Origin of the sequence: Providencia sp. SP181, from assembly GCF_050446505.1 — a bacterium.
Lineage (GTDB): Bacteria > Pseudomonadota > Gammaproteobacteria > Enterobacterales > Enterobacteriaceae > Providencia > Providencia vermicola.
Genome location: NZ_JBBPXM010000004.1, coordinates 221,836 through 246,945 on the forward strand (window position 1 = coordinate 221,836; position 25,110 = coordinate 246,945).

Annotated in this window: 34 protein-coding genes and 1 pseudogene; 30 read left to right on the forward strand and 5 right to left on the reverse strand. The window is 39.5% G+C overall.

The window, feature by feature from the left end; translation table 11 throughout:
- Positions 1-40 precede the first annotated feature (40 nt).
- From AABS66_RS08915 to AABS66_RS09040, 26 genes and pseudogenes are all read left to right on the forward strand, one after another.
- A complete protein-coding gene (locus AABS66_RS08915; RefSeq protein ID WP_430224815.1) occupies positions 41-388 on the forward strand; it encodes a hypothetical protein in 348 nt (115 codons plus the stop codon).
- Positions 389-390: 2 nt separating this feature from the next.
- Positions 391-711 (forward strand): hypothetical protein, encoded by a 321-nt coding sequence (locus tag AABS66_RS08920; protein ID WP_430224816.1) that lies wholly within the window; start codon positions 391-393, stop codon positions 709-711.
- 17 nt (positions 712-728) lie between these two features.
- Positions 729-1,013, forward strand: a complete 285-nt coding sequence (locus tag AABS66_RS08925; RefSeq protein WP_430224817.1) for a hypothetical protein — start codon at positions 729-731, stop codon at positions 1,011-1,013.
- 13 nt (positions 1,014-1,026) lie between these two features.
- Positions 1,027-1,236 (forward strand): hypothetical protein, encoded by a 210-nt coding sequence (locus AABS66_RS08930; RefSeq protein WP_349481361.1) that lies wholly within the window; start codon positions 1,027-1,029, stop codon positions 1,234-1,236.
- 9 nt (positions 1,237-1,245) lie between these two features.
- Entirely contained in the window at positions 1,246-1,485 is a 240-nt protein-coding gene (locus AABS66_RS08935; protein ID WP_430224818.1) for a hypothetical protein, read from the forward strand.
- A gap of 93 nt (positions 1,486-1,578) precedes the next feature.
- On the forward strand, positions 1,579-1,788 hold the full coding sequence (locus tag AABS66_RS08940) for a DUF551 domain-containing protein (protein WP_272683088.1): 210 nt from the start codon (positions 1,579-1,581) through the stop codon (positions 1,786-1,788).
- A 216-nt stretch (positions 1,789-2,004) separates the two neighbouring features.
- On the forward strand, positions 2,005-2,271 hold the full coding sequence (locus AABS66_RS08945; protein ID WP_430224819.1) for a hypothetical protein: 267 nt from the start codon (positions 2,005-2,007) through the stop codon (positions 2,269-2,271).
- Between the two features lie 141 nt (positions 2,272-2,412).
- Positions 2,413-2,766 (forward strand): hypothetical protein, encoded by a 354-nt coding sequence (locus AABS66_RS08950; RefSeq protein WP_430224820.1) that lies wholly within the window; start codon positions 2,413-2,415, stop codon positions 2,764-2,766.
- Positions 2,756-3,439: an exodeoxyribonuclease X gene (gene exoX, locus AABS66_RS08955; protein WP_430224821.1), complete on the forward strand. Its 684-nt coding sequence runs from the start codon at positions 2,756-2,758 to the stop codon at positions 3,437-3,439. The genes AABS66_RS08950 and exoX overlap by 11 nt, the downstream gene beginning before the upstream one ends.
- Positions 3,432-4,043, forward strand: a complete 612-nt coding sequence (locus tag AABS66_RS08960) for an ERF family protein (RefSeq protein WP_166686742.1) — start codon at positions 3,432-3,434, stop codon at positions 4,041-4,043. Before exoX ends, AABS66_RS08960 begins: the two co-directional genes overlap by 8 nt.
- Positions 4,044-4,505 (forward strand): single-stranded DNA-binding protein, encoded by a 462-nt coding sequence (gene ssb, locus AABS66_RS08965; RefSeq protein WP_430224822.1) that lies wholly within the window; start codon positions 4,044-4,046, stop codon positions 4,503-4,505.
- A 193-nt stretch (positions 4,506-4,698) separates the two neighbouring features.
- On the forward strand, positions 4,699-4,989 hold the full coding sequence (locus tag AABS66_RS08970; protein WP_430224823.1) for a hypothetical protein: 291 nt from the start codon (positions 4,699-4,701) through the stop codon (positions 4,987-4,989).
- On the forward strand, positions 4,986-5,441 hold the full coding sequence (locus AABS66_RS08975) for an ASCH domain-containing protein (RefSeq protein ID WP_430224824.1): 456 nt from the start codon (positions 4,986-4,988) through the stop codon (positions 5,439-5,441). The genes AABS66_RS08970 and AABS66_RS08975 overlap by 4 nt, the downstream gene beginning before the upstream one ends.
- Positions 5,441-5,668: a hypothetical protein gene (locus AABS66_RS08980; protein WP_430224825.1), complete on the forward strand. Its 228-nt coding sequence runs from the start codon at positions 5,441-5,443 to the stop codon at positions 5,666-5,668. Before AABS66_RS08975 ends, AABS66_RS08980 begins: the two co-directional genes overlap by 1 nt.
- Positions 5,658-5,870, forward strand: coding sequence for a hypothetical protein (locus tag AABS66_RS08985; protein ID WP_430224826.1), 213 nt, complete (start codon positions 5,658-5,660; stop codon positions 5,868-5,870). Before AABS66_RS08980 ends, AABS66_RS08985 begins: the two co-directional genes overlap by 11 nt.
- A gap of 179 nt (positions 5,871-6,049) precedes the next feature.
- Positions 6,050-6,328 (forward strand): hypothetical protein, encoded by a 279-nt coding sequence (locus AABS66_RS08990; protein ID WP_430224827.1) that lies wholly within the window; start codon positions 6,050-6,052, stop codon positions 6,326-6,328.
- Between the two features lie 270 nt (positions 6,329-6,598).
- Positions 6,599-7,297, forward strand: coding sequence for an HNH endonuclease signature motif containing protein (locus AABS66_RS08995; protein WP_430224828.1), 699 nt, complete (start codon positions 6,599-6,601; stop codon positions 7,295-7,297).
- Between the two features lie 15 nt (positions 7,298-7,312).
- Positions 7,313-7,495, forward strand: coding sequence for a hypothetical protein (locus tag AABS66_RS09000; protein WP_430224829.1), 183 nt, complete (start codon positions 7,313-7,315; stop codon positions 7,493-7,495).
- 28 nt (positions 7,496-7,523) lie between these two features.
- Entirely contained in the window at positions 7,524-7,730 is a 207-nt protein-coding gene (locus AABS66_RS09005) for a DUF4060 family protein (RefSeq protein WP_430224830.1), read from the forward strand.
- A complete protein-coding gene (locus AABS66_RS09010) occupies positions 7,727-7,951 on the forward strand; it encodes a hypothetical protein (RefSeq protein ID WP_430224832.1) in 225 nt (74 codons plus the stop codon). Before AABS66_RS09005 ends, AABS66_RS09010 begins: the two co-directional genes overlap by 4 nt.
- A gap of 204 nt (positions 7,952-8,155) precedes the next feature.
- Positions 8,156-9,202 carry a tyrosine-type recombinase/integrase gene (locus AABS66_RS09015; protein ID WP_430224833.1) on the forward strand — a complete coding sequence of 349 codons (1,047 nt, stop codon included), beginning with the start codon at positions 8,156-8,158 and terminating at the stop codon, positions 9,200-9,202.
- A 33-nt stretch (positions 9,203-9,235) separates the two neighbouring features.
- Positions 9,236-9,466, forward strand: a pseudogene (locus AABS66_RS09020) (type I secretion system permease/ATPase); the annotation flags it as partial.
- A 169-nt stretch (positions 9,467-9,635) separates the two neighbouring features.
- A complete protein-coding gene (gene ybfE, locus AABS66_RS09025) occupies positions 9,636-9,929 on the forward strand; it encodes a LexA regulated protein (RefSeq protein WP_206085467.1) in 294 nt (97 codons plus the stop codon).
- A gap of 154 nt (positions 9,930-10,083) precedes the next feature.
- Positions 10,084-10,611 (forward strand): flavodoxin FldA, encoded by a 528-nt coding sequence (gene fldA / locus AABS66_RS09030; protein ID WP_206085466.1) that lies wholly within the window; start codon positions 10,084-10,086, stop codon positions 10,609-10,611.
- A 266-nt stretch (positions 10,612-10,877) separates the two neighbouring features.
- A complete protein-coding gene (gene fur, locus AABS66_RS09035) occupies positions 10,878-11,327 on the forward strand; it encodes a ferric iron uptake transcriptional regulator (protein WP_004256285.1) in 450 nt (149 codons plus the stop codon).
- 675 nt (positions 11,328-12,002) lie between these two features.
- Positions 12,003-12,536, forward strand: coding sequence for a bactofilin family protein (locus AABS66_RS09040; RefSeq protein ID WP_430224834.1), 534 nt, complete (start codon positions 12,003-12,005; stop codon positions 12,534-12,536).
- Between the two features lie 206 nt (positions 12,537-12,742).
- Here the strand turns inward: AABS66_RS09040 and chiP are convergent, their stop codons facing one another.
- A complete protein-coding gene (gene chiP / locus AABS66_RS09045) occupies positions 12,743-14,140 on the reverse strand; it encodes a chitoporin ChiP (RefSeq protein ID WP_206085464.1) in 1,398 nt (465 codons plus the stop codon).
- A gap of 588 nt (positions 14,141-14,728) precedes the next feature.
- Here chiP and AABS66_RS09050 point away from each other — a divergent pair.
- Complete coding sequence (locus tag AABS66_RS09050) at positions 14,729-15,523, forward strand: SDR family NAD(P)-dependent oxidoreductase (protein WP_430224835.1); 795 nt, start codon at positions 14,729-14,731, stop codon at positions 15,521-15,523.
- Positions 15,524-15,619: 96 nt separating this feature from the next.
- On the opposite strand, the gene ansB is transcribed toward AABS66_RS09050, so the two are convergent.
- A complete protein-coding gene (ansB, locus tag AABS66_RS09055) occupies positions 15,620-16,663 on the reverse strand; it encodes an L-asparaginase 2 (RefSeq protein ID WP_206088380.1) in 1,044 nt (347 codons plus the stop codon).
- Positions 16,664-16,981: 318 nt separating this feature from the next.
- Here ansB and ycaO point away from each other — a divergent pair, with 318 nt between their 5' ends.
- Positions 16,982-18,736, forward strand: coding sequence for a 30S ribosomal protein S12 methylthiotransferase accessory factor YcaO (ycaO, locus tag AABS66_RS09060; RefSeq protein WP_206085461.1), 1,755 nt, complete (start codon positions 16,982-16,984; stop codon positions 18,734-18,736).
- A 65-nt stretch (positions 18,737-18,801) separates the two neighbouring features.
- On the opposite strand, the gene AABS66_RS09065 is transcribed toward ycaO, so the two are convergent.
- Genes AABS66_RS09065 through AABS66_RS09075 form a run of 3 tightly spaced genes read right to left on the reverse strand, consistent with a single transcriptional unit; the run spans position 18,802 to position 22,678 of the window.
- Positions 18,802-20,397, reverse strand: coding sequence for a UxaA family hydrolase (locus tag AABS66_RS09065; RefSeq protein WP_272538766.1), 1,596 nt, complete (start codon positions 20,395-20,397; stop codon positions 18,802-18,804).
- 23 nt (positions 20,398-20,420) lie between these two features.
- Positions 20,421-21,734: an MFS transporter gene (locus tag AABS66_RS09070; protein ID WP_206085459.1), complete on the reverse strand. Its 1,314-nt coding sequence runs from the start codon at positions 21,732-21,734 to the stop codon at positions 20,421-20,423.
- 50 nt (positions 21,735-21,784) lie between these two features.
- On the reverse strand, positions 21,785-22,678 hold the full coding sequence (locus AABS66_RS09075; RefSeq protein WP_206085481.1) for a dihydrodipicolinate synthase family protein: 894 nt from the start codon (positions 22,676-22,678) through the stop codon (positions 21,785-21,787).
- Positions 22,679-23,021: 343 nt separating this feature from the next.
- Here AABS66_RS09075 and AABS66_RS09080 point away from each other — a divergent pair, with 343 nt between their 5' ends.
- Together AABS66_RS09080 and focA are read left to right on the forward strand one after the other, a co-directional pair.
- On the forward strand, positions 23,022-23,795 hold the full coding sequence (locus AABS66_RS09080; protein WP_206085458.1) for an IclR family transcriptional regulator: 774 nt from the start codon (positions 23,022-23,024) through the stop codon (positions 23,793-23,795).
- A gap of 451 nt (positions 23,796-24,246) precedes the next feature.
- Positions 24,247-25,104, forward strand: a complete 858-nt coding sequence (gene focA, locus AABS66_RS09085; RefSeq protein WP_206085457.1) for a formate transporter FocA — start codon at positions 24,247-24,249, stop codon at positions 25,102-25,104.
- Positions 25,105-25,110: the final 6 nt, after the last annotated feature.

Here is a 25,110-nt window from a genome sequence, read left to right on the forward strand (position 1 = left end):
TGGGCTGTGGTGAGTTGATTAATAGATAGGAGATAAAGGTATGTTTCACGTAGACAGAGAAAAAAACCTTGAAATATGTGAGGGGATTTCAAGGTGGGGCTACAAGTGGAGAATAGATAAGCATTTTGGCGATACTGAATTTTTCTATATAGTTCAAAACGACATAGGCAAAGAGATTATTTCTGTAAACACCGCTATTGCTGGAAGAGGTGGTTGTCACATGATTATGACTTCATATGACATTTTAAATATTACATCTAAGTTACTCAGTAAGCTAAAGGTACTGACTGATGATAATCCAGAAACAAAAACAAAAGAGGTCGAATGTGTTATAGAAAATGCTGAATGGGTAATAGGTGTTATTAATAATTCATTTGGGAGTAATTAACTGTGGGAAATAACAACCATGTCAAACATGATTGGCATATTGAAATAAATAATGAAGATTTTGAGATAGTAAACAGCAATGGAAACTCTGTATGTAGTTTTCTTGATCATAAAGATGTGTTTAGAAGTGCAATTTTAGTTACCAATAGTCCATTTCTACTAAATTCATTAGTAGAAATTTTCTTGGAACTTAGAAGGCTTAATAAAATTGATGGGTTAAATGGCCTTAAAGGCAAGACGGTGTGGGGCGATAATAGTGATGACCTTGTATTCGCAAGAGATTTAATTGAATTTTGTCACGTTAAAATTCCAACAGAAACTTAGTTAATAACGGAGGGAGTATGACGATAGATGATTTCCATAATGGAAAGCTACCCATGCCGAAGTTATTTAGAGTTGTTAGTGTTGAGCTTGATGTGCTACGTAGCGCGCTTGGTAGTGGCTATGGAGTCATATTTGATTGCGACGAAACTGTGATAAGAAAAGTTCGCAGAGTTAAATCAAAAATAGGCTGGCACTGGCAGTTGGTCATGGAGCATAAAGACCAAGAGCAATGGGATTATTACATAGAGTCAGACAGGGAAAGTATTAACAATATCAATTATGCATACGGACTGATGAAATAGTTTAGGAGGGAGTATGACAGATAAAACAGGTGGAGCGGCGTTTCCTGCAAGCGGACATCCAGATATGCAGTTTGTAGCGCAGGAAGGTATGACGTTACGAGACTATTTCGCTGCCAAATTTATGCAAGCTGCTAAATCTAACCCTAACTGTGGATATGACTGGGATGATTTGGCTCATGATGCATATGAAATGGCAGATGCAATGTTAAAGGCTAGGGGGTGATATGGGAAAGTGACATTCGTAGTTGAGTATGAGGATGGCAAGGAGCCGCCTATCAGCTTCAACATGGAAATCTTTGGCGGAAAGGTGATAGAAGCTGGCTTTCGTGATTATAACGACGACATGCTGACTGAGGAAGAAATAGAAGCGCTGATGGAATGCCTAAATATTAGTGAGTTAGAAAATACTTCTGCCAGTGTCGATGTTGACATTCTTTTGAAGAAGCTAGGAATAACATTAGTCAGAAAGTAGCAATCGCAAAAGCCCTCGGTCAGCAGTAACCCACCACTTAATCATTCATATCGCTATTAATAGTGAGGAATACGCACATAAGGAACATAGGAAATGGCAAATGATAATAACGGCTGGATTCGCTGTGATGAGTCAACTCCAGAAGTTAAAGATGATTTGATATTGCTAATTTGTATGGGTGAAAAGAACCCTGAGCCATGGGTAGGTAACATAATAGATTACTTCGGAAAAAGAGGCTCTCTGGAAGTTCACTGTGGAAAAATTACCCACTGGCAACCGATTCCTAATAACCCAACCAAGTAACCCACCGCACCAACACCAGAACCTAAATAACAATCGCTATCAATCGATAAGTGAGGGATTTCTTATGCCAAAAATTAACGAATTAAAACGTCAGGAACTCAGCTATCGACTGAATAGCGAGAGCTTCAAGGATGAAGTTAAAAACAAAATTAAGTGGGATTTAATAGCTTTCGTTGTCGCCCTACTTGCCTTCATAGCACTGATACCGAGGTGGATATGACATTGCACATAAATACAAAAGGTTATTACCCGTCAATAACGTTTGATAAAGACTTCAGGTTATCAATTGAAAACCATGAGGTTAAAAAAATAGAGGGAGACACGGATGCTCTCTTTACTGCAATGGATGCGCCAATCGAGGAGATAGTTGATTTCCTCTTAAAGCATGAATGGACTGATGCGCTTATGGAAGAGTACATCACCAGGGGGAAAGGAAGCCTAATATTTTCGGCAGTGGCTAAGTTAAGTAAGGACGCAGCATGAGAATTTCAGAGTATGAACTGAAGCAAAGTCAGGATGCCGAGAAGCGACGCAGGGAGCGTGAGGAAGAAGCCGAATACTATCGCATGGAAAGCCTTGGTATTCAGCCTCAGTCAACGCCTAACAGGTGGATGAGAGGTGAATATGGGTAAGTATTTAATACCTGCATTCCCTAGCCATAAAAGCAAGGATGCTGCCCTCAAATATGCTTTCTCAATGATTGATGAGGATATCGAAAGGCGTAGAGTGCGCGACCTAACGGGTAATGAAATTAAACCAGTTGAAAGGATTTCAACACTAGAAACAGCTCTCGCCACACTAGTTAAAAGTCAAAACTTAGAAATGTCTCAATTCTACCCTCCTCTACCTGAACACATTCAAGCGCAACGAAGACAGGCTGACTTGGAGCGATACGCAAGGCATTTATTCAAAGATAACTTTGACCCTTATCTAAACATTCCAGAGCTACCAATGGGAGGTAGAAAAGTTGGCGACTAAATACAGAACAATAGATACCGAAACTTGTGATTTTGATAGCGGAATAGTTGAAATAGCAAGTATCGATTTAAACGACACGGAAATTGATTATAACTCGCAGCAATCCCACTTTGTAAACCCTCAGAAACCAATCTCAATAAGCGCAATGGCTATTCACCATATCACCGATGAGATGGTTGAACTATCCCCGCTTATTGAAGATGTAATTGATGTTTATAAAGGCGCTGATTATCTGGTTGCACATAATGCCGAGTTCGATAAACGAATGATGCCAGAAATGGACGTGCCTTTTATTTGCACTCTAAAACTAGCGAGGCGTTTATGGCCTGAGCTAGAAAGTCACAGCAATCAATATCTACGCTACGCACTGAAACTTGATGTTCATGTTCCAGAGGGGTTACACGCTCACAGAGCTCTATATGACTGCATTGTCACAGCGTCATTATTTAAGCGGATCAAGGATGATTCAGGGTGGTCAAATACGGAAATGTTAGAAATAACTAATCAGCCATCTATCCTGCACAAAATAGGATTTGGGAAACACCTTGGTATGACGTTTGAAGATATTTATAAAGAAAATCCAAGTTATTTCACTTGGTATTTAGGCCAAACAGATAAAGACGTCAACGTCGAATTCACCATGAAACACTGGATGGAGAAAAAAGATGAGTGAAGTATACAAAGCAATAAGTAATGTAGCCAAGGAGCTGGCTGAAACAGGAATTAAGAAGGGAAGCAAAAATCAACAACAAGGATTTATGTTTAGAGGCATTGATGCTGTCTATAACGCTCTAGCACCTGCATTGGTTAAGCATGGATTGCTTATTTTACCAAGGATCATTGATCGCACAGTCACAGAGAGAACAACCCAAAAAGGTGGCGTTTTAATTTATGTGACCGTCAAAGCTGAGTTTGATTTTGTGTCTGTCACGGATGGCAGCAAACACACAGTCATGACTTATGGCGAAGCTATGGATAGCGGAGATAAGGCCACAAACAAAGCGATGTCTATTGCATATAAATATGCAGCCTTTCAAGCGTTCTGCATACCGACCGAGGAAACGGCAGTTGATGCTGACGCAGAGGTGCATAACGTAGCACCGAGAACACCAGAGCAAATATTAAGTGATTACACTGGCTTTTTGCATGAAGCAACTAGCGAACTTGCGATCACGAATGAGTACAAAAAAGTATGGAATGAATTAAGCGGTACTCACCAAGAAGAGTGCAAGCGACTAACTGGAATAAGAATTAGCGAACTTAAAAAGGCGGCATAAATGGCAAGTAAAGGTGTAAACAAGGTAATTCTCATTGGTCACTTAGGCCAAGACCCTGAAATTCGATACATGCCATCAGGTGGAGCGGTAGCGAATCTCACATTAGCCACATCGGAATCGTGGCGTGATAAACAATCAGGTGAGATGCGCGAAAAAACCGAATGGCATCGAGTGATAATTTTCGGCAAGTTGGCTGAGGTTGCAGGCGAATACCTGAAAAAAGGAAGCCAGATATACGTCGAAGGTTCTTTGCAGACTCGAAAATGGCAAGACCAAAGCGGTCAAGACCGATACACAACAGAAGTCGTTGTGAATATCGGTGGTTCTATGCAAATGCTAGGCGGTAACGGTGGCAATCAGGCAGGAAGCCAACAGCCAGCGCGACAACCTCAGCAGTCACAGCAACAAGCGCCGCAGAATGAGCCACCGATGGATTGGGATGACCAAGAAATCCCCTTCTAACCATTCCCTATGTGATTTAACCAAAGGATATATTTGCAAGGATGCAATGAATAAAAAAATGCCGACACAGGAAGCATCGGCGAGAACTATAAAAATAACTAGAAAGTTCAAATTAACTATAGGCTATAAATTCAAAAGGCTGATGAATTGTTTTAATCCTAGCGATTAAATGGATGCAATAAGAGGAATAAACATGCTTGAGCTACAAAAACAATTTCAACCCAAAGAGAGAAATATTTGCTCATCTTGCGGTAAGGACGTTGGGGTATCAAATCTAGTTGTGGCAGGCAATGTCAATATCTGCTTTGAATGCGCTGATTTATCAAAACAACTTGCTGATAAAAAACGCAATGAAGTGGCTGAAAAGGAAATTGATGCCATGGCACCTGAAATGCTGACGGTACTTTGCTGTGCAGATATTAGTATTGCACGCAACTATGCAAGCCGAATCTATAAAGCTGGATATAGAAAGGTGAAACAATGAAAGACAGAATCAAGTTTAACGATGCAATGTTAGCGGCTGTCATGGATGGCAGAAAAACGCAGACACGCAGACCGATTAAGCCGCAACCAAAAGTAACCGAAGAAGAGTTACGCACGTTAGGTGCATGGCAAGAAGGTTACACCTTATCAGAGCAAGTATGTGCAGCATGGCGACATGGATTTATTGATCCTGATTGCCCGTATGGTGAGATTGGCGACATCATTAACATTGCGGACAAGGGCGGTAATATCAAAGGGAAAATTGAGATTACTGATGTTTGGGTTCAGCAAGTAAATGATATCAGTGAAAGCGATGCTAAAGCTGAAGGTTTCGATGGATATGAAAACGCTTACTCATCTGAGTTTGCTTTGATGTGGAATGCAATATACGGAATTGATAGCTGGATTAATAACGAATGGGTATGGGTAATTAAATTTCATAAGGTGGAGTAATGGATAAATCAAGGCAGCAATTTGAAGAGTGGCGCAGTAAGAATAAATCATCAACGATAAATCTATTCGATGTATGGCAAGTATCACGCGAGAGTTTGGAGGTTGAATTGCCAAGCAAAAAGGATTGCAGTAGCCATTCAGATTTCGATTTCGGTTTTAATTTAGCAATAGATGAATGCAAAAAAGCATTAATCAGCAACGGAGTGAAAATAAAAAATGGTAATTAAAGTTATAAAAAGTGCTCTTGAATTAGCTGGTTTTGAAATTCAAGGGCAACGTAAGCATGAAATTCAATATTGGCAACGCTGCTGTAAGTGCGGAAATATTACCAGTGGCAAAGGTGATGTAATAACTAAGCCTTGTGTAAAATGCCAAGGAACTGTTTACGATGCATATATTGGAAATGGAAAACCTGATTGGGCTAAATAAACAAAATCAAATAACCTAGATAAATAACCATGCAAATAATCGGATATGTATTACTCATGCTAATACAGGGCACTCCTGTGCCTGTTACAGAGCAAATATACACACAGCAAGAATGCGAGAGCCGTGCTTGCAGATAATGCAGGTGCGGGATGTTGAGATAGTTTGTGGTGAGGTGATTCGTGAATAAATACAATATAGGATATGAAGTGTATTACATTGGATATATTTCGTTCGTAAAATATCCACAACTTGGGCATCTTAAATGCAAATGGAAAGTTGCAGCAAGAGTAATTGACATGAATACAGGTAAATCGTTAATAGATTATTGCGATATCGAGTATGCAGTAAAACCAAATAAGAGAGACCTCCGAAAATTAAGAGCTGAGATAATGTGGGAAGTTAAAAATTTTATTAGAAAAAATGTTGAATTTGCAACACCTCAAGACATTATAAGATAAAACAATCTGGAGTTAATCAATGAATAAATACACAGTAAAGACTGAGAATGTAAAGCCGAACGACTGCATGATTATAGCTGGTATCAGCGTTCGAGTGCGTTATTGTTATTATCACCACAGTAGCATCGAGCATATTAAAGGAAAGGTAACGTTCGACCTACAAAGGTTTGAAGATGAACTACACCCACTATGCGATAAAACATTCATGAGAATATCAATGGATTTAGATGAATTGGTTGAGGTGATGAGAGATGAATAAGGATTTACATAATGGGGAAATTAATTGATTTAACAAATAGAGAATTTGGATTGTGGACTGTATTAAAAAGAAATGGAACTAAAAGCAAATGCGCTGCTTGGGATTGTTTATGTGAATGCGGAAATATAAGAACAGTTTCAAGTGGTCATTTATTAAATGGAAACAGTACATCTTGTGGATGCGTGAGGATAGAAGGTAGAAGAAGAAAGACGCCTCTGCCTGAAATGTCAGTTAGCAGACTAAAGGAAGTATTATCATATAATGATAAAACAGGGGTGTTTACATGGATAACTCCTTTATCGCCAAATGTGTCAGTTGGTGATATTGCTGGAACTACTTCATCACATGGATACATAAAAATAAGCATAGATAATGTCAGCTACATGGCTCACAGGCTTGCATGGCTATATATGTATGAAAGGCGGCCTAAAGGTCAAATAGACCACATAAATAGAAGTAAAGGAGACAACAGAATACACAACCTCAGAGATGTAACGCAGTCACAAAATTCAAAAAATAAAGGATTAAACAAAAATAACACCAGTGGATGCTCAGGGGTTTATTATAAAAAAGACAAAAGAACGTGGATTGCATCAATACGAGATAATGGAAAACTTAAATATTTAGGTTCGTTTAAAAATAAAGAAATGGCGATTACTGCGAGAAGAAATTATGAAAAAAATTGCATTGATAGTGATTATTTCTATTAATGAAGGATGCGGAGAATGAGAATAACAACAACAGTTAAAAATAAAGATGACAATGAGTTAATTCGATTCACTGGCAATTGCCTATCTGATTTCTTAATGCGGGATGAAAAAGAATATGCATATATGGTTGGAAATATGCAAGCGTGGATAGTTAGAAAGAAAAACGGGAATATATCAGTCAAAGGTTATCGAAAATAATTAAATATCATATTAAACGGAGCGGATAATGAAACTCATCATTCGCGGCGAAGTCACGCCTACTGAAAGGATTGCTATTAATGCGGCATTGGAAGCCCACAAAAAGAATCACAACCGAACAGGAATAATCGTTAATCACAGAATAAAGATAGGAAAGAATATCTACCCTGTCGAAATTCAAAACTGTCAAAAGTCTTATATGGTAACAATGAGAAATAAAAGGCAGAGGATATGAATGAGCAGATATTAGAGAACGGACGCAGAAAGATAGCAAGGGAATGCAGAGATAAATTAAAGCAACTCAAAAAACTCAGCGATAAACAAAGTACAGCAATACTCAAAGATTACCTTCCGAAGTTTCAATTAACACTCAGCGAAAAACACAAGAAATTTCCACTAATTATGTGGTTGACTTGGTACGTCAACTCTATCGATAAGGAGATTAATAGTGGATGACTCTCTTTATACAATAAAAGAATACGCATCGATGATCCGACTGTCATCTTCAACGGTATACCGAAACCCTGCAAGATATTACATGTTTAGGGTCGGTAGCTCATGGAGAGCAAACAAGGAAAGCCTAAAAAAGTTTGAACAGGCACAGTTTAACGACAATAATGTCTATCGGCTGGCTTTGGTCGGTAGTAAGAGGAAAACCAAATGCCAATATACAAAAGAGGCAGCAAGTATTGGGTCGATGTATCCACCCCAACTGGCGAGAGAATTAGACGCTCTACTGGCACCTCAGACAAAATAAAAGCACAAGAATATCACGACAAACTAAAGCATGACCTGTGGCAGCAGGATAAGCTTGAGAAGCAACCAGATCGGATATTTGAAGATGCAATTGTTTTGGCTCTTAAGGATGCCAGGGGGCAATCAAGCTTCAAGACTAAGCAAGTTTACTCTAAGTATTTTATTGAGGTTCTCGGCGGAAGAAAACTCTCATCAATCACTAGTGATGATATTGCAAATTCAATCCCAGACTATAGCCCAATGAAAAAGAGTAAGCTAACAAGCGCGACAAAGAATAGATACCGTTCCTTCATTCTTAGGGCCTTTTCACTGGCACACAAAATGGGCTGGATAACTAAGCCATTTTATATACCAAGGATGAAAGAGCCTACAGTCAGGGTTCGGTGGCTAGAAAAATGGGAAGCCGAACTTCTCTTATCTAATATTAAAGTTAAGTGGATGAAAGATTTTGTGTCAATCGCCATTCTCACTGGAATGCGCAAAAGTGAGATATTATCGCTTAAGTGGAAGAGTGTTGATCTGGCCAGAAGAGTTGCACATGTAACGGCTGATAATGCAAAGTCAGGACGCGCTAGGCCAGTGCCACTTAATGATGTGGCCATTGAAATCCTAAATGGAATTGAAAAGAATGGTGACTATGTTTTTTCCAACGATGGAAAGCGAAGAAGCTGTCATTATCGCGAGTGCTACTATCAAGCTTTAGCTGATTCTGGCATAACTGATTTCACTTTTCACGACCTTAGACACACATGGGCAAGTTGGCATGCACAAAACGGAACCCCACTTATGGTGTTAAAAGAAATGGGCGGATGGGAGACACTAGAAATGGTTCAGAAATACGCACACTTTAGCGGTCAACATTTAACCAAATATAGTGAGCACGTCACAATTTCGACACAGTCGAAGAATGAAGCCAGTCAAAAGCCACATCTAACACTTTTAACTGGCTGATGTACAACGGTTAATTTTACACATCCAAAATTCCAAATCACCTCAACTTTAGATTATGAGTCAGAAGCTGCAATTATGGCAAATATGCATTTAATTGCCCAAGGCAGAACAGTTATTAGCATCGCACATCGGCTAAACACAATTATGCATGCTGATAAAATTTGTGTTATTCAACAAGGGAAAGTTATTGAAATGGATACGCATAAAAACCTCCTTGCATCGAATGGGCTTTATGCGCGTTTATGGCAACAGCAAACACAATAAAATGCCTAAAAAAGCATCACTTAGATAGCAAGTGGTGCTTTTTTCCTAAAAGCGTACTTTTTTTAACCTATCAGGCTCACTCGCTTACTTCCAAGCTATAGCACTGCGTGATGAGCTAGGGTATCATGGCGCGCTGAATTATTGGCACACCCTTTTAGCAATTATAGACATGGCAAAAGAACAAACTGATCGTACAACTCTGGATTTGTTCGCTGAGGAACGAAGGCCTGGGCGACCTAAGACAAGCCCGCTATCACGGGATGAACAACTAAGGATAAACAAACGCAACCAACTAAAACGCGATAAAGTGAAGGGGTTGCGTCGAGTTGAACTTAAACTAAATGAAGAAGCTGTTACTGTGCTCAATCAGTTAGCTGAAGAAAAAAATATAAGCCGCAGTGAATTAATAGAAGAAATCTTGATGTCACAACTTCAGCACGTTGATGAGACAATACTCAAGTAACGCTCTCTTAGTAAATCACACAAATTTGACAGACTTATAAAAGTTTTTTCGCCAGAATAAGGCATAAAATTCTATTTATTTTCGTTCTAAATGAGTTCTAGAAGTTGAGAAATTCCTTCTTTCTCTCTTAGAAAAACAAGAGGTTAATCAGTTTATGGCAGTCATCGGTATTTTCTTCGGAAGTGATACAGGTAACACAGAAAATATTGCCAAAATGATCCAAGAAAGATTAGGCAAAGATGTAGCAGAAGTTCATGATATTGCTAAGTGCAGCAAAGAAGACATTGAGGCTTTTGACATTCTACTTCTTGGTATTCCAACTTGGTATTACGGCGAAGCACAATGTGATTGGGATGACTTTTTCCCAACATTAGAAGAAATTGATTTTGACGGTAAGCTTGTCGCGCTCTTTGGTTGTGGAGATCAAGAAGACTACGCAGAATATTTTTGTGATGCGATGGGCACCATTCGCGATATCATCGAGCCACGAGGTGCGGTGATTGTTGGACACTGGCCTACTGAAGGTTACCACTTCGAAGTTTCTAAAGGTATGGCGGATGACAACCACTTTATCGGCTTAGCGATTGACGAAGATCGACAACCTGAATTAACAGATGAACGAGTGGATGCATGGGTCAAACAAATCTCTGAAGAAATGTCATTAGCTGAAATTCTCGGCTAGTCGATTAAAAATATGTGTTGCTGATAGATTGAATCATTTTCCGCTCAAAATGTACCACCTCAGAGCATCATTCAGTCTAAAATAATCGATTAAATATCCTTATTGGATAGACTTATAAGAGATTATCAAAATAATGAGACAATGCATGGTTTCTATTTTTATTTTCCATGCCTATAATTGTAAATCAGTTTAGAAGACAACTGGTTTTATGTTAAAAATGTCTCATTATTGTTAAATTTATGATTTAAGATACAGGACAAACCCGCATGACAGACAACAATAAAGCATTGAAAAATGCTGGACTCAAAGTCACTCTTCCAAGACTTAAGATTTTGGAAGTACTTCAGGAGCCTGAGTGCCACCACGTCAGTGCGGAAGATCTCTATAAAAAGCTGATCGACATGGGCGAAGAGATCGGGCTAGCGACTGTATACCGTGTATTGAACCAATTTGATGATGCAGGTATCGTTACACGCCATAATTTCGAGGGTGGAAAATCTGTATTCGAATTAACTCAGCAACATCACCATGACCACCTAATTTGTTTAGATTGTGGTAAAGTGATTGAGTTTACTGACGAGTCGATTGAAACCCGCCAAAAAAATATCGCTGCTCGCCATGGTATTAAACTGTCTAACCACAGCTTATACTTATATGGCCACTGTGCTGATGGTGATTGCCGCGATAACGCTGACGCACACGAAGCAAAAGAGTAATAAATTAATCGCCATCGTAACTTGATGGTGACCCATTCTTCAAAAGCCTGATGCTATCGTTATCAGGCTTTTTTATTGCATCAATTCACCGATAAATTAACCTTTTCCAGTTAGAATACCCATAATTTATCTTATTCACTTTATATTTATCACTAAAATATGTCATTAAGGTGAAATATTGAAGTGTTCTATAATAAGTTGCAATTCACTTCAAATCCTTTATATTGTTTGTCGGATAAATTCATCTCTCTATTTTAAAATATTTACAATGGTATCATAGTGATGCATAACGTCATTTAAAACATACATTGCATCTGTTTTTTATATCACTGTCATATGATTTATCTAATTAATGTCTAAAATAAGTTCAACATATTACGACCAAAATTTTGGCTTGCTTTTAATTTAATAAGCAAGATTAGTGTAATAAAAAAGTTAAATTACAATTATATGATGTAATTCATATATTTTTAGCTAGACTTATTTGGATTACTCTCGTACTTCGTAAGAGATTAACTGATGAAAAAAACATATCTTTTTATTAACACTAGTTTTTTCTTCTGGTTTCTTACTTTAATAGGATGGTTTTTTCGTCATACTGCCATCACCTTATTTTCATTTGTATTATCAATTCTGTTCTTGATCTTATACTTCAATCAAAAAAAGGTAAGTAAAATGTTCACCAAAAGACAAAACAAACAAGCTCTAGAAGAAACAACTACAATTCGTGAACCTGATATTATTTCTAAGATAGAAGAACAAGTTACGATATCAACCCCAACGCTTAGTGAAGAAAAATCGAATACAATTATCTCAAGGGATGTTATGTTTGAAGGCAACATAACATCTAACGAGCAAGTGCATATTTACGGCAAGGTGGTTGGCAATATTACAGGGAAAGATAATACTGTAAAAGTTATGCTCAACGGCCAAGTGACGGGTAATATTACTTGTAAAGAATTGATTATTAATGGCCAAGTTGAGGGTGAGTGCGTCTCTGAGTCCATTAGTATCGAAAATAATGGCGAAGTCCATGGAACAATTCACTACAGCAGTTTATCGATTAAAAAAGGCGGCATCCTTTCAGGACAAGCTAAAGTCAAAAATAGTATTTCTCATATGGATAAAGTCACAAAATTAAAAGATAAAATAAAACATGATACGCCTATCACTAATAATGAAGATGATAAAGGAATTGCTTCGTTATAATCATTTGTTTTTCTGTACTAGGATAATGACTACATATTAAAAATAAGGTGGATCTATCCCCACCTTATTTTTAAATTTCAAACTTTAAATATAAGTATATTTTCTTATTCTATTTAATAGTTTGATATTGCATATATATGCTATGTGTATTTTTAGTTGGTTACCATTATAGATATTACAATGGTAACCGCTATTTACTTAACTCATTAAAAAACCGTAAATGGCATCATTACCATAAATTTAATATCTTTTTCATCTTGGAAGATATTTCCATAACCACCACCATAACTAGGGATATCGGTATGATTATCATATTTGGTGAAGTGTAACTTAAAGAGAGTGTCTTTTGCTCGGCCTGTTTGAACGGTATATAATATATCAAAATTCCACGCACTTTCTTTTAAACGCACATCTTGGGCATATTGGGAGTTAGTACTTGGTTTTGCGTCCCAACCATAAATATAGGATGTCCCCACTTTCCAACCCGCAAGATCCCAGTTTTTAAGATCATACATCACACCAGCATATAACGCTTTTTCATTGTTGGCGTTCCAATCTGAACGACCATCCCACCAAATATCCATACGTCCATTCGATGTCGCCCAACCAGGAGTCATACGTTGCAAAAAGTAGCCTTGATTACCTTCTGCTTTAACATAGGTTCCTTCAACTTTAAAATCAAACTCCTCATAGGTATACCCTAATGTCATCGCTTGCAACCATGCTAATCCATCATAAACATCATTAACACCGCCATCAGAAACCTTGTCTTTTGAACCATAGAATTGATATGAGAGACGTAAATCGCGTTCAGCCACAGGCACGGCATATGAAACTTTAGCAAAATACTGATCCATATAATCTTTTGCCTGGCCATAAGCCCCTTCTAACACTAAATTGTTTTTAAAATCATATTTAAACCCAATTGAGTGCAAATAACTGATCCCTGTTTTACCATCCGCTTCACGGAAATCATACATTGAACGGTACCACGGTGCTTTATAACGGTCTGCCCACATATAAGACATGCTCAACTCACCGTTTTGTTCAAAATCAAACACACCACCAACTTCTAAACCACGATAAGTCCCAGGCATATAACTCCAGTGCGAAGCTAATAAGGTCTGACCCGTTGGCTGAATATATCCCCCTCTCCCCCAGAAAGGGCCATATTTTAATTTTGCAGCAGCTTTATAAAATGTCACCCCACTGCGATCGCCTGTCCATTTTTCATCCCAGCGTGATTTAGCGTCACTAAAACCGATTTCATTGGGGGCAGCAGGCCCACTGTTAGATAACTCGATGGCAGTAAAACCCGCTAAATCCAAACCAATAACATCTTGAAAATAGCCCGATGAAAAGTCTAGGCTAGCATTAAATGTAGAGTGCTTCAGATTATCTGCATATTTTTTATATTTATCGCTATTTGGGTCTAAATCCTTACGGGAACGATCCCTTTGCCAGTAATAAAGCCCACCAGTGAGTTTTGAATCTTCGAAAAACTGTTCAGCGTGAGTGATAGGTTGATACGCGATAGGTAACATCGCGATTGCGATTTTTAAGACGAGCAACTTCCTGCCAGTATTGACATGTTTATTAACCATTCTTGTATTCCTCTAATATTTTTTATGTTTTATTATTCGGCCGAAATACGATTTAACTTTCCATTTAAATCCAAATATTCACAACAACTTATGTTGCTTGTGATGTAATTAGCCTATTTTTTGCGACGCGAATTATCAACACTGATACTGGCTTTGTTGCCAAAATATGATCAACGGCACATTAATTTTAATTAACAGTCATTATCACAGATGATGACCCATAAATTAACCAACCGTAACTGTTTGATGAATATCAAAAAACAAATGGAAATTGATGACATAGTAAAACTTAAAAACATGTAAATAGATTACCTTGATACGATGTAAACACGCCAAATTAAGTGCTATTGCACACCATCTATCACCACATTGACTTAATTTTGTGAGAAAGGTAAATGAAATAAGGTCTTTTAAATTCGTTTTATTGTTTTAACTTAATCATTTGAATAAATTGATAGTAATTATTCTTTATCATTTTTCGATTTTTCTGCATTAATATTCTCAATAATACGATAGCATTATTGAGAATAATTCCCCTGTTTTCATCTGCTACTATGAAATTTCCATTTCAACAAGAAGCGTACAAAAATGAATATTGATTTAACAGGAAAACGCGCCTTAATTAGTGCATCAACCGCGGGTATCGGCTTTGCGATAGCAAAAGGGCTTGCAAGTAGCGGTGCAGAAGTATTGATTAACGGTCGTAATAAGAAAAGTGTTGATGATGCGGTATCCCTCCTACAAAAAGAGCTTCCTAGCGCTAAAGTATCCCCAGCCGTCGCTGATGTGAGCCACCCTGAGGGGCTCAACCTGCTACTCAGTGAAATCAAAGAGATCGATATTTTAGTCAACAATGCTGGCATTTATGGTGCTGAGGACTTTTACACAACCGACGATGCCACTTGGGATAATTACTGGCAAACCAATGTGATGTCTGCAGTACGTTTATCTCGAGCCCTATTGCCTGCAATGGTTGAAAAAGGCTGGGGGCGAGTTGTCTTTATTTCATCTGAATCTGCACGCAATATTCCTGCGGATATGATCCACTATGGTGTCACAAAAACAGCAATGCTCTCCCTTTCTCGTGGACTCGCTAAATATGTTGCTGGTACTGGTGTGACAGTCAATAGTGTTCTCCCTGGCCCGACCCTTTCTGATGGTTTTGCCAATTTGATGGAAGACGAAGCAGCGAAAACAGGTAAGTCAATCGAAGCACTCGCTAACGAATTTGTCGTTGCGCACAGACCAAGTTCAGTTATTCGACGTGTATCGTCTGTGGAAGAAGTGGCAAATATGGTGGTTTATACATGTTCGAAACAAGCCTCTGCAACCTCTGGAGCGGCATTACGCGTTGATGGCGGAGTCATTGACGATATTATTTAATCATCGGTAAGCTTATTACCTAATGTATTGATTATCGAGTAGCAAGACAATTAACGGGGGGCAAAAACCTGCACCCCGCTACCTTAACTTTCACACTTAATATTTTTCAAATAACATTTGAATTTTTTGTGGGTCTTTAGTTTCAGTCAACGCTAGCTGCAATAATACGCGTGCTTTTTGTGGATTTAACCTTTCAGATGCCACGAAGCCATATAGATTATCATCGACCTCTGCATTACGTGTGGTATAGCCTGTTGGAACACGGCTAGCACGTACTACAACCACATCCTCTTTTGCCGCTTTTGCTAGTGCATCAAATACCGTTTTGTACATGTTGCCGTTACCAACCCCTGCACTAACAATACCTTCGGCCCCTTCTTCTCTTAGAGCTTTAACAGGTGCTGCGGAAGCATTCGCATAGTTATAAACAATACCAACTGCAGGTAATTTATCGAGTTTACTCACATCAAACGCAGCGTTATTTTCCCGTGGCTGAGGAGCTTGGAAATACGTCACTTTGCCATCGTGGATAAACCCTTCGGCACCTGCGTTAACCGCATCAAATGCCTGGACTTCTGTGGTGCTCATCTTCATCACATTTCGGCCTTGAACCACCTTGTCATTCATTGCCATTAGCACGCCACGGTCACCAGCTGACTTATCCGTTGCAAGCACCACCGCGTTATACAAATTTAGCGGCCCATCAGCTCCCAGTGCTGTTGATGGGCGCATTGCACCGACCAACACAATTGGTTTCTTACAATAGGTTGTTAAATCAAGAAAAAAGGCCGTTTCTTCTAGTGTGTCCGTTCCGTGAGTGATCACAAAGCCATCGGTTTTATCGCAGTCTTGGTTGATTTTTTTCGCCAATGTCAACCAAACTTGGTCATTCATATCTTGCGAACCGATATTCACCAATTGTTCGCCGCTTAAATTAGCAATTTTCTTGGTTTCTGGAACTGCATTAATTAACGCATCAATCCCCACTTTACCCGCTTGATAACTAGAAGAAGTTGCTGAATCCCCACCCCCAGCAATGGTTCCCCCCGTTGCTAATACCGTAATATTCGGTAAAGCGACGGCAGATACGGTAAACAGTGAAACCAGTGTTGCGAGCAGCGCTTTATTTCTGTTTTTCATCCTATTTTCCTTTCATTAATAAACTTCAGTTATTATGTGGGTTTATGCTAAATTTATTGTGATCTATACCCCAAATAATTCGAGTTGCAGGTAGGCGACAAGCGAAGATAGACGGGGAGCATAGATAAACTATGTGACTCGGCTAGCTAAGCGTAGTCAACACCGCTGTAAGTTGAAGGATTTCGGGTATATATAATTATTTTAGGAGAAATAATAAATATTAAGATGATTTGTCTATTAATGAATAAAAAGCGTGAGGTTGCGACAAAAATCCGTATCATAGCCCGTTTGACACACTCTATTCACAAGTGACTGACAATGAGCCAAACATTTATTCCCGGCAAAGACGCCGCTCTTGAAGACTCCATTGATGCATTCCAGACCAAATTAAAAAAATTGGGGTTTGATATTGAAGAAGCGTCATGGTTAAACCCTGTACCAAACGTTTGGTCAGTACATATTCGCGATAAAGAGTGCCCTCTTTGCTTTACCAATGGTAAAGGTGCGAGCAAAAAAGCCGCTTTAGCTTCTGCCCTTGGCGAGTATTTCGAGCGTTTATCGACTAACTACTTCTTCGCTGACTTCTACTTAGGTAAATCCATTTCAGAAGGTGATTTTGTTCACTACCCAAATGAAAAATGGTTCCCACTAACAGAAGATGACAGCCTACCAGAAGGGCTTTTAGACAATCGTTTGATTAAATTCTATGACCCTGATGAGGCATTAGCCGCAAGCCAACTCATTGACCTACAATCTGGCAACGAAGAACGCGGTATTTGTGCGCTACCTTTTACACGCCAATCTGATGACAAAACTGTCTATATTCCAATGAATATCGTTGGGAACTTATACGTTTCTAACGGTATGTCTGCGGGTAATACAGCTAACGAAGCGCGTGTTCAAGGGCTTTCAGAAGTGTTTGAACGCTTCGTAAAAAATAAAATTATTGCAGAAAGCATCAGCTTGCCAACTATTCCAACAGAAGTGATGGCTCGTTACCCAAGCGTGGTGGAAGCAATTGATACCCTTGAAAAAGAAGGCTTCCCCATTTTCTGCTACGACGCTTCATTAGGTGGAAAATACCCCGTCATTTGCGTGGTGTTGTTTAACCCACAAAACGGCACTTGCTTCGCCTCATTTGGCGCACACCCTGACTTTGGTGTTGCCCTTGAGCGTACCGTTACTGAATTATTACAAGGCCGCGGCTTAAAAGACTTAGATGTGTTTAACGCACCAACCTTTGATGATGAAGAAGTGGCTGAGCACACCAACCTTGAAACACACTTTATTGATTCAAGTGGCTTAATTAGCTGGGATCTGTTTAAAGACGATGCGGATTATGAATTTGCAGATTGGAGCTTCAAAGGTACGACGCAGGAAGAATTTGCGACGCTTATCCGTATTTTCAATACGTTAGATGCCGAGGTTTACATCGCAGATTATAACCATTTAGGCGTTTATGCGTGCCGTATTTTAGTGCCAGGTATGTCAGATATTTACCCTGTTGAAGATTTACATATTGCGAATAATGCAATGGGCGCTTATTTACGCAATACGATTATCAACCTGCCTGATAGCCAATGGGAAAAGCAAGACTACCTTGCCCTGATTGAGCAGTTGGATGATGACGGTTTAGACGATTTCACCCGTGTACGTGAATTGCTTGGTTTAGCGGTCGGTAAAGATAATGGTTGGAGCAACCTGCGTATCGGTGAATTAAAATCAATGTTAGCCCTTGCGGGTGGTGACCTTGAACAAGCTTTAGCATGGGTTGAGTGGACACAAGACTTTAACAGTTCAGTGTTCACGCCAGAACGTGCGAACTATTATCGTTGCTTGCAAACGCTATTGTTATTATCGCAAGAAGAAGAAAGAAACCCTGCGCAATACTACAATGCATTTGTCCGTATGTATGGGCAAGAAGCGGTCGATGCAGCCTCTGCTGCAATTGCAGGAGAGTCTTGCTTCTATGGCTTGTGGTCAATCGATGATGAGCTAAAAGCACTGCCAGCTCATCAAGCACTACTTGCGGCTTATGAAAAACTGCAAAAAGCCAAACGCGCTAACGCATAATTAAGTCACAGGTTGGCGGGGAGCCTTCCCCATCAACCTGTTGTCATGTTATTGATGTAGATAAATCATAAATCCAACGAACGCTTCCACAATAAGAAATCAAATTGTTCTAAGCGATCCGCTTTCACCTGATATTCTCCACTCGCCGTTTCGATGACCCGTTCAAATAGCCCTTTACTGATCGTCGGCAATGGAACCCCATCAATGATTGGACCGCAGTCATAGTCGATCATGTCGGACAAACGTTCTGCTATTGCGCTATTAGTCGAAATTTTTAGTACGGGCACGATCGGGTTCCCTGTCGGTGTACCTAACCCTGTTGAGAAAATCACCACATTACAGCCTGCGGCAACAAGCCCAGTCACCGCATCCACATCATTACCTGGCGTACAAACCAGTGACAATCCGCTCTCTGGCATGGGTTCTGCGTAATCACACACTGCACTTATGGGTGAAGTGCCGCCTTTTTTTGCCGCACCTGTAGATTTAATCGCATCGGTAATTAAGCCATCCGCAATATTTCCAGGGCTTGGGTTATCCGCGATGGTGGTGTTAAAGAAATTCGCCGTTTTTTCATAGCGTTCCATCAATTCGAGAAATTTCTTTTTGTCATCGAAAGATACGCAGCGTTTCACCATATCCCCTTCTGCACCACATAATTCGGGAAACTCCGCCAAACCAGATGCGCCACCTAACGTGACTAACCAATCTGAAACAAGCCCCATTGCAGGATTACCTGAAATCCCTGAAAAACCATCAGAAGCACCACATTTTACGCCCAATTTTAGGTGGGATAATGGCACATCAACCCTCGATTGTGGCTTAACGGCTTTCATGCACTCATAAGTTTGTTTGAGCGCAGTTTGCATCATTTCTTCTTCGCTATCCCACTCTTGTTGACGAAAATACAGTGCAGGCTTATCAAAGTTTGGGTTACGTGCAGCCAGTGATTCTTTAAACATTTTGCGCTGCGCTTTTTCACATCCTAAGCTAAATACCGTAATACCAATCACATTAGGGTGGTCTGCATAAGCTGCTAACACATCACACATGGTTTTACTGTCCGAGGTTGCACCGCCGCAGCCACTGGTGACAGTAATGCACCGAACGCCTTCAATATGCGGGAACAGCTTTGGTTTTGCTGTCGGCGTTTGCGTTCCTGCAGTTAAGTCTAGTGCAAAGCTTTTTAAGCTATTATTGGTGTAGCCTAATGCATCATTTAAAGCATCGGTTAATTTCGTCACATTGCGGTTTTCGCAAAAAACTAACGGGAAAATTAGCCAGTAATTTGCTGTTCCTACACGCCCATCTCCTCGTACATATCCTTGAAAAGTTCGTTTTTTATAAGCGGAAACATCAGGTGCTTTCCATTCGTACAGTGAATCATTTTCTAAGGAAACAGGAGCTGCATAATGGCGAATATTGTTCACCGTAATGGCTTCGCCTTTTGCAATGGGTTGCGTCGCTTTACCTACTGCGGTGCCATACATCGATACCACACCATCGATGGGTAACGCTTCTAAGGCAAATTTGTGTTTAGCCTTCACGTCAGTGACTAAGGTAATTTCTTCATTGCCCCAATGGTAAACTTCCCCAGCGTGCAAGTCTTTTAAGGCAACAATCAGGTTGTCGCTTTCATCAATTCGTAAAATCTTTTGCATGTCACACCTTCCAATTGTTGCCATTAATTCGATGACAAAACTTTATGGCCATTTTTATGAGAGTTCTTTTTAAGGAGCGCAATTAACACAGCACAACCCACAGTTATCACTGACAATGTCATGATCCCCGCTGTATTGCTGTTCATTACTTTATCCACTTCAACGCGGATGATAGGTGCAAGGAATGAACAAAATGCCCCCATAGTGGTACAAAAACCAATCCCCGCTGCTAATGCAGGACCACTGAGTAACTGAGGCGGAAACGTCCAGAAGACAGGTTGAACCGATAAGAAGCCCACCGCGCTTAAACATAGTGCTGCAATAGCAAAAACTGGGCTGGCAAATGCAGATAACGCTAAGCCCACTGCCGCAGCTAACATGCACAAAACAGATATTTCCACACGCTTTGTTGGATGGCGGTCGGCAAAGCGCGGAATATAATAGACACCAAAGGCTGAGCAAGCCCATGGAATAGCTGCCACTAACGATTGTTTGAATCCTAAGCTTTCCCCCATTAATGAAGCCACTTGGGAAGGCAAAAAGAACATCAGGCCATACACGGATATTTGGATGGTGCCGTAAATCAATGCAAGGTGCCACACCTTGGCATTTTTGAGCGCCGAAAGCACAGAGGTAGTTTCTGTTTTTGCATTTTCTTTGGCAAGTTGCTCCGTTAATGCCTTTTTCTCTTCGTCGGTTAAAAAACGCGCTTTTTCAGGGCTATCATCCAGATAAAAGAAGGCAAAAATACCAATAACAACCGCAGGCAAGCCTTCGATAACAAACATCCAGAACCAACCTGGACGGCCTAACCAGCCATGCAACTCTAATAATGCACCAGAAAGTGGAGAACCTAGCGTCAAGGCTAATGGCACCCCTAAAACAAATATACCAATCACTGATCCGCGGACATTATTAGGAAAATAGATTGATGCTAATAATAGAATTCCTGGATAGAAACCTGCTTCCCCTAGCCCTAATAAGAAGCGCAAAATAATAAATTGGGTTTCATTGGTGACAAAGCCTGTCATCGCGGAGAGTACGCCCCAAATGATTGTGGTGATACTCAACCATTTTTGGGCGCCTATTTTATTTAAAATTAAGTTTGCGGGGATACCAAATAATGCATAGGCCGCAAAGAAAATCCCTGCCCCAAACGCAAATGCAGAGTCCGATAACCCGATATCTAACTGCATAGCATCTTTAGCAAAACCAACATTCACCCGATCAATAAATGCAACGAAATACAAAATAAACATCAGGGGTACTAAACGTTTCCACGATTTTTTAATCGCAGAGTTTAAAACAGGATTGTTATAAGCTTGTGTTGTCGCCATGATATTTTTCCCTGTCGGTAAGATGTTCTATTGTGTTGTTATAGGAAAGATCAGAGCGGTGAATCAGCCAGTGCTAATAATTGCTGAAGTTGCTCTGTCTGTACACTGTTCAATCCAATAAATGGTGAGCTACAACGGTCTGAGTTAATCACTCCTTTCAGTTGCAACGCTTTTTTAAAAGTTGGAATAAAGGGAGCATTCACCCCGTAAATCGCCATCAGTTGGTCAACACGTTGTTGATGTTTAGCGACGAGCGCTAAATCGCTTTTTGCAAAGGCGTTCATCCATGAAGCAAAAAACTGCGGAATAATATTTGAAAGGCCACCAATACAACCGTTTCCACCTGATAACACGACATGAGCAAAGTTGTTGTCGTAACCTGCATAGACTTCAAAGTGTGGAATACGGGATTTCACAACGTCAATGACTTGCGCTGTATGATTAGTGTCGGGAATGGTATCTTTCAGGCCAATAATATGAGGGTATTTATCTGCTAAGCGTAAACACACTTCAGGTGATACAGAGTATCCCGTACGCTCAGGAAAGTTATAAATAAATATTTTTGCTGAGGTTTTTTCTGCTATTGTGCTGTAAAAGCGAAATACACCCTCGTCATCTAACGGAAAATAATAGGGGCTGATTATCATTACCCCATCGACCCCTTGCTCATTCGCATAATTGGCAAGTTCAATCGATTCATTGACATCTAACCGACTTGCTCCTGCATAGACCTTCATATCCCTTTTGGGGTAATTGCCACAAAGGTCAATCAAGGTTTTCGAACTGTTCATATCGAGTGCAAAAAACTCCCCCGTACTGCCCATCGTGACAAAACCCGAGACTTTTGTGCTAAGCGAATCATAAACTTGTCGATTTTGTTCAATATCAACGCGGCCTTTGTCATCAAAAATAGTGACAACAGGGGTGATATAGCGACTTTCCATACGTGATAGCTCCATTTGGCTGCTGTTCATATATACAAACCTTATTCATAAATAAAAACAACATTAAATAACCACGAAAAATGGATTGAGTCAAATTTGAACAAAGTTAAAATGAAAACACCTTAATCAGTTGATTAAAAAGAAATAAATAAGAAGTTACTGATTATATTAAAAACAAGAAGGTCATTTTTTATTGGTAAATTTTGAACAGGATCACGACTTTTGCTGTCAACAGCGCAATGTCATTCGGTAGATTTAGAAAAGAAATGGGTTTTTGCTAGTGATTTACATAGCTCAGTTTTGAACCTAGAATAGCGGCACAATTAATCAGGGAGGTGATTTAATGTCTACAGGACACATGCCGACAATTCGTGTTTTAGAGGTGCTTCAAGTATTGGCTGCAGAAAATACGGGGCTATCTTTAACGCAACTTTCTGATAAGACTGGAATTCTGAAAGGGACTATTTACCCCATTCTAAAAACATTGGTTGAGCACCGTTATATTAATTACGATGATAACAGCCAGCTTTATTATCTTGGTATCGCTTGTTCCATTCTTTCTCGCGTTTTCTTCGAAAAATCGTATTGGCTGAAAATGATCCATCGCGAGATGGGGCTTATTGTCGAACAATGTAATGAAGTTTGCCAAATGGGTATCTTAGATGGTGCTGATGTCCTGTATATTGATAAAGTACAATCTGCACAAAAAGTTCAGTTAGTCTCCAGTATTGGCACTCGCTTACCAGCTATCTATTCTGCGCTAGGTAAGGCAATGATTGTTAACTACAGTGACGAACAAATTTCCCAACTTTACCCTGCAGGTTTCACCCCGCTGACACAATACAGTGTTCATACTTTGCCACAATTACGTACGCAACTAAACGCAGTAAAAGAAAATGGATATGCCATTGATAATAAAGAAATTAATGAAGAAACCATTTGTTATGCTGTCGCATTGCGCCAACGAAACAAAATTATTGCCGCTATCAGTGTGTCTATCCCCACCTTCCGCAGTAACGATGAAAAAACAGCCCAAGTCATCGAAACGCTGTTAACCAGCCGCGAACGCATCGAACAAGAACTTAACACGCTAGATAATATTGAATTTTATAAATAATAAAAATTCAATATTGGCATATATAGTCTAAAATGATCTGGAACAACAATTTTTGTATGCCGTATCATTTTGTTGATTGTTAGCAAAATATGACAATTTGGCGGAAATTTAACAGATGGTTTTTGAGGTTTATATCAATAAATTTAGCGCTAAATTTAGACATAAGTTAAATACCTTAGCAAAGGGATCATATTGCACTTAAATAATTAACATTTATATGCATATTTTCACTTTCCGTGTCGCTAAAAATGCTCTTTATAAAAATTTTTAATAAAATTTAAAAAATATTTATTACTTAAATTTCAATTAGTTAATCTTGTTTTTAACAAAAAATTAACCATTTAGACGGTATTCTTGCGAGTGTTCATGATCCATATCAAATTTATCACTTATCCCCTTTGTTACTATTATTGCGTGCTATAATTAATCAACTTTGTAAGAGAGTGTTGGTATGAAAGCTGACAACCCTTTTAATTTATTGCCACCTGCTGTAATGGCGCAAGTCGCGGATGATGCTGGCTTTTATAAAGCGAACAAACATCCTGCAATTACTTACTTGTCAGCATTCACTGCCGGTATTTTTATTTCTATTGCTTTTGTTTTCTATATTACTGCAACAACTGGGGCTGCCGATGCACCATACGGCTTTACCAAACTGATTGGTGGGATTTGTTTCTCACTCGGTTTAATGTTAGTCGTTGTTTGTGGTGCCGACCTTTTCACTTCCACTGTCTTAACTATCGTTTCTAAAGCCACAGGTAAAATTACCTGGGGACAAATGTTCCGCAATTGGTTCAATGTATACATTGGCAACTTAATTGGCGCGCTGTTCTTTGTGGCTATCATTTGGTTTGCGGGGCAATACACTGCGGCTAATGGCCAATGGGGATTAAATGTCTTACAAACCAGTAGCCATAAATTGCACCACACCTTTATTGAGGCTGTTGCACTCGGCATTTTAGCAAACTTAATGGTTTGTCTGGCGGTTTGGATGAGTTATGCAGGTCGCAGTTTAACCGATAAACTGGTGGTATTAGTTCTCCCTGTTGCGATGTTCGTCGCCAGTGGGTTTGAGCATAGCATCGCCAACATGTTTATGATCCCATTGGGCATCATGATTAAAGAATTCGCTCCTGCTGAATATTGGACACAAATCAATATGGCACCAGAGCAGTTTTCACACTTAACGATTGGAAATTTTATTACAGATAACTTAATTCCAGTCACTATCGGAAATATTATTGGCGGCGCACTTTTAGTCGGCCTCATTTATTGGTTTATGCATTTACGTGGTGGCCAGAAACATTAATCGCCA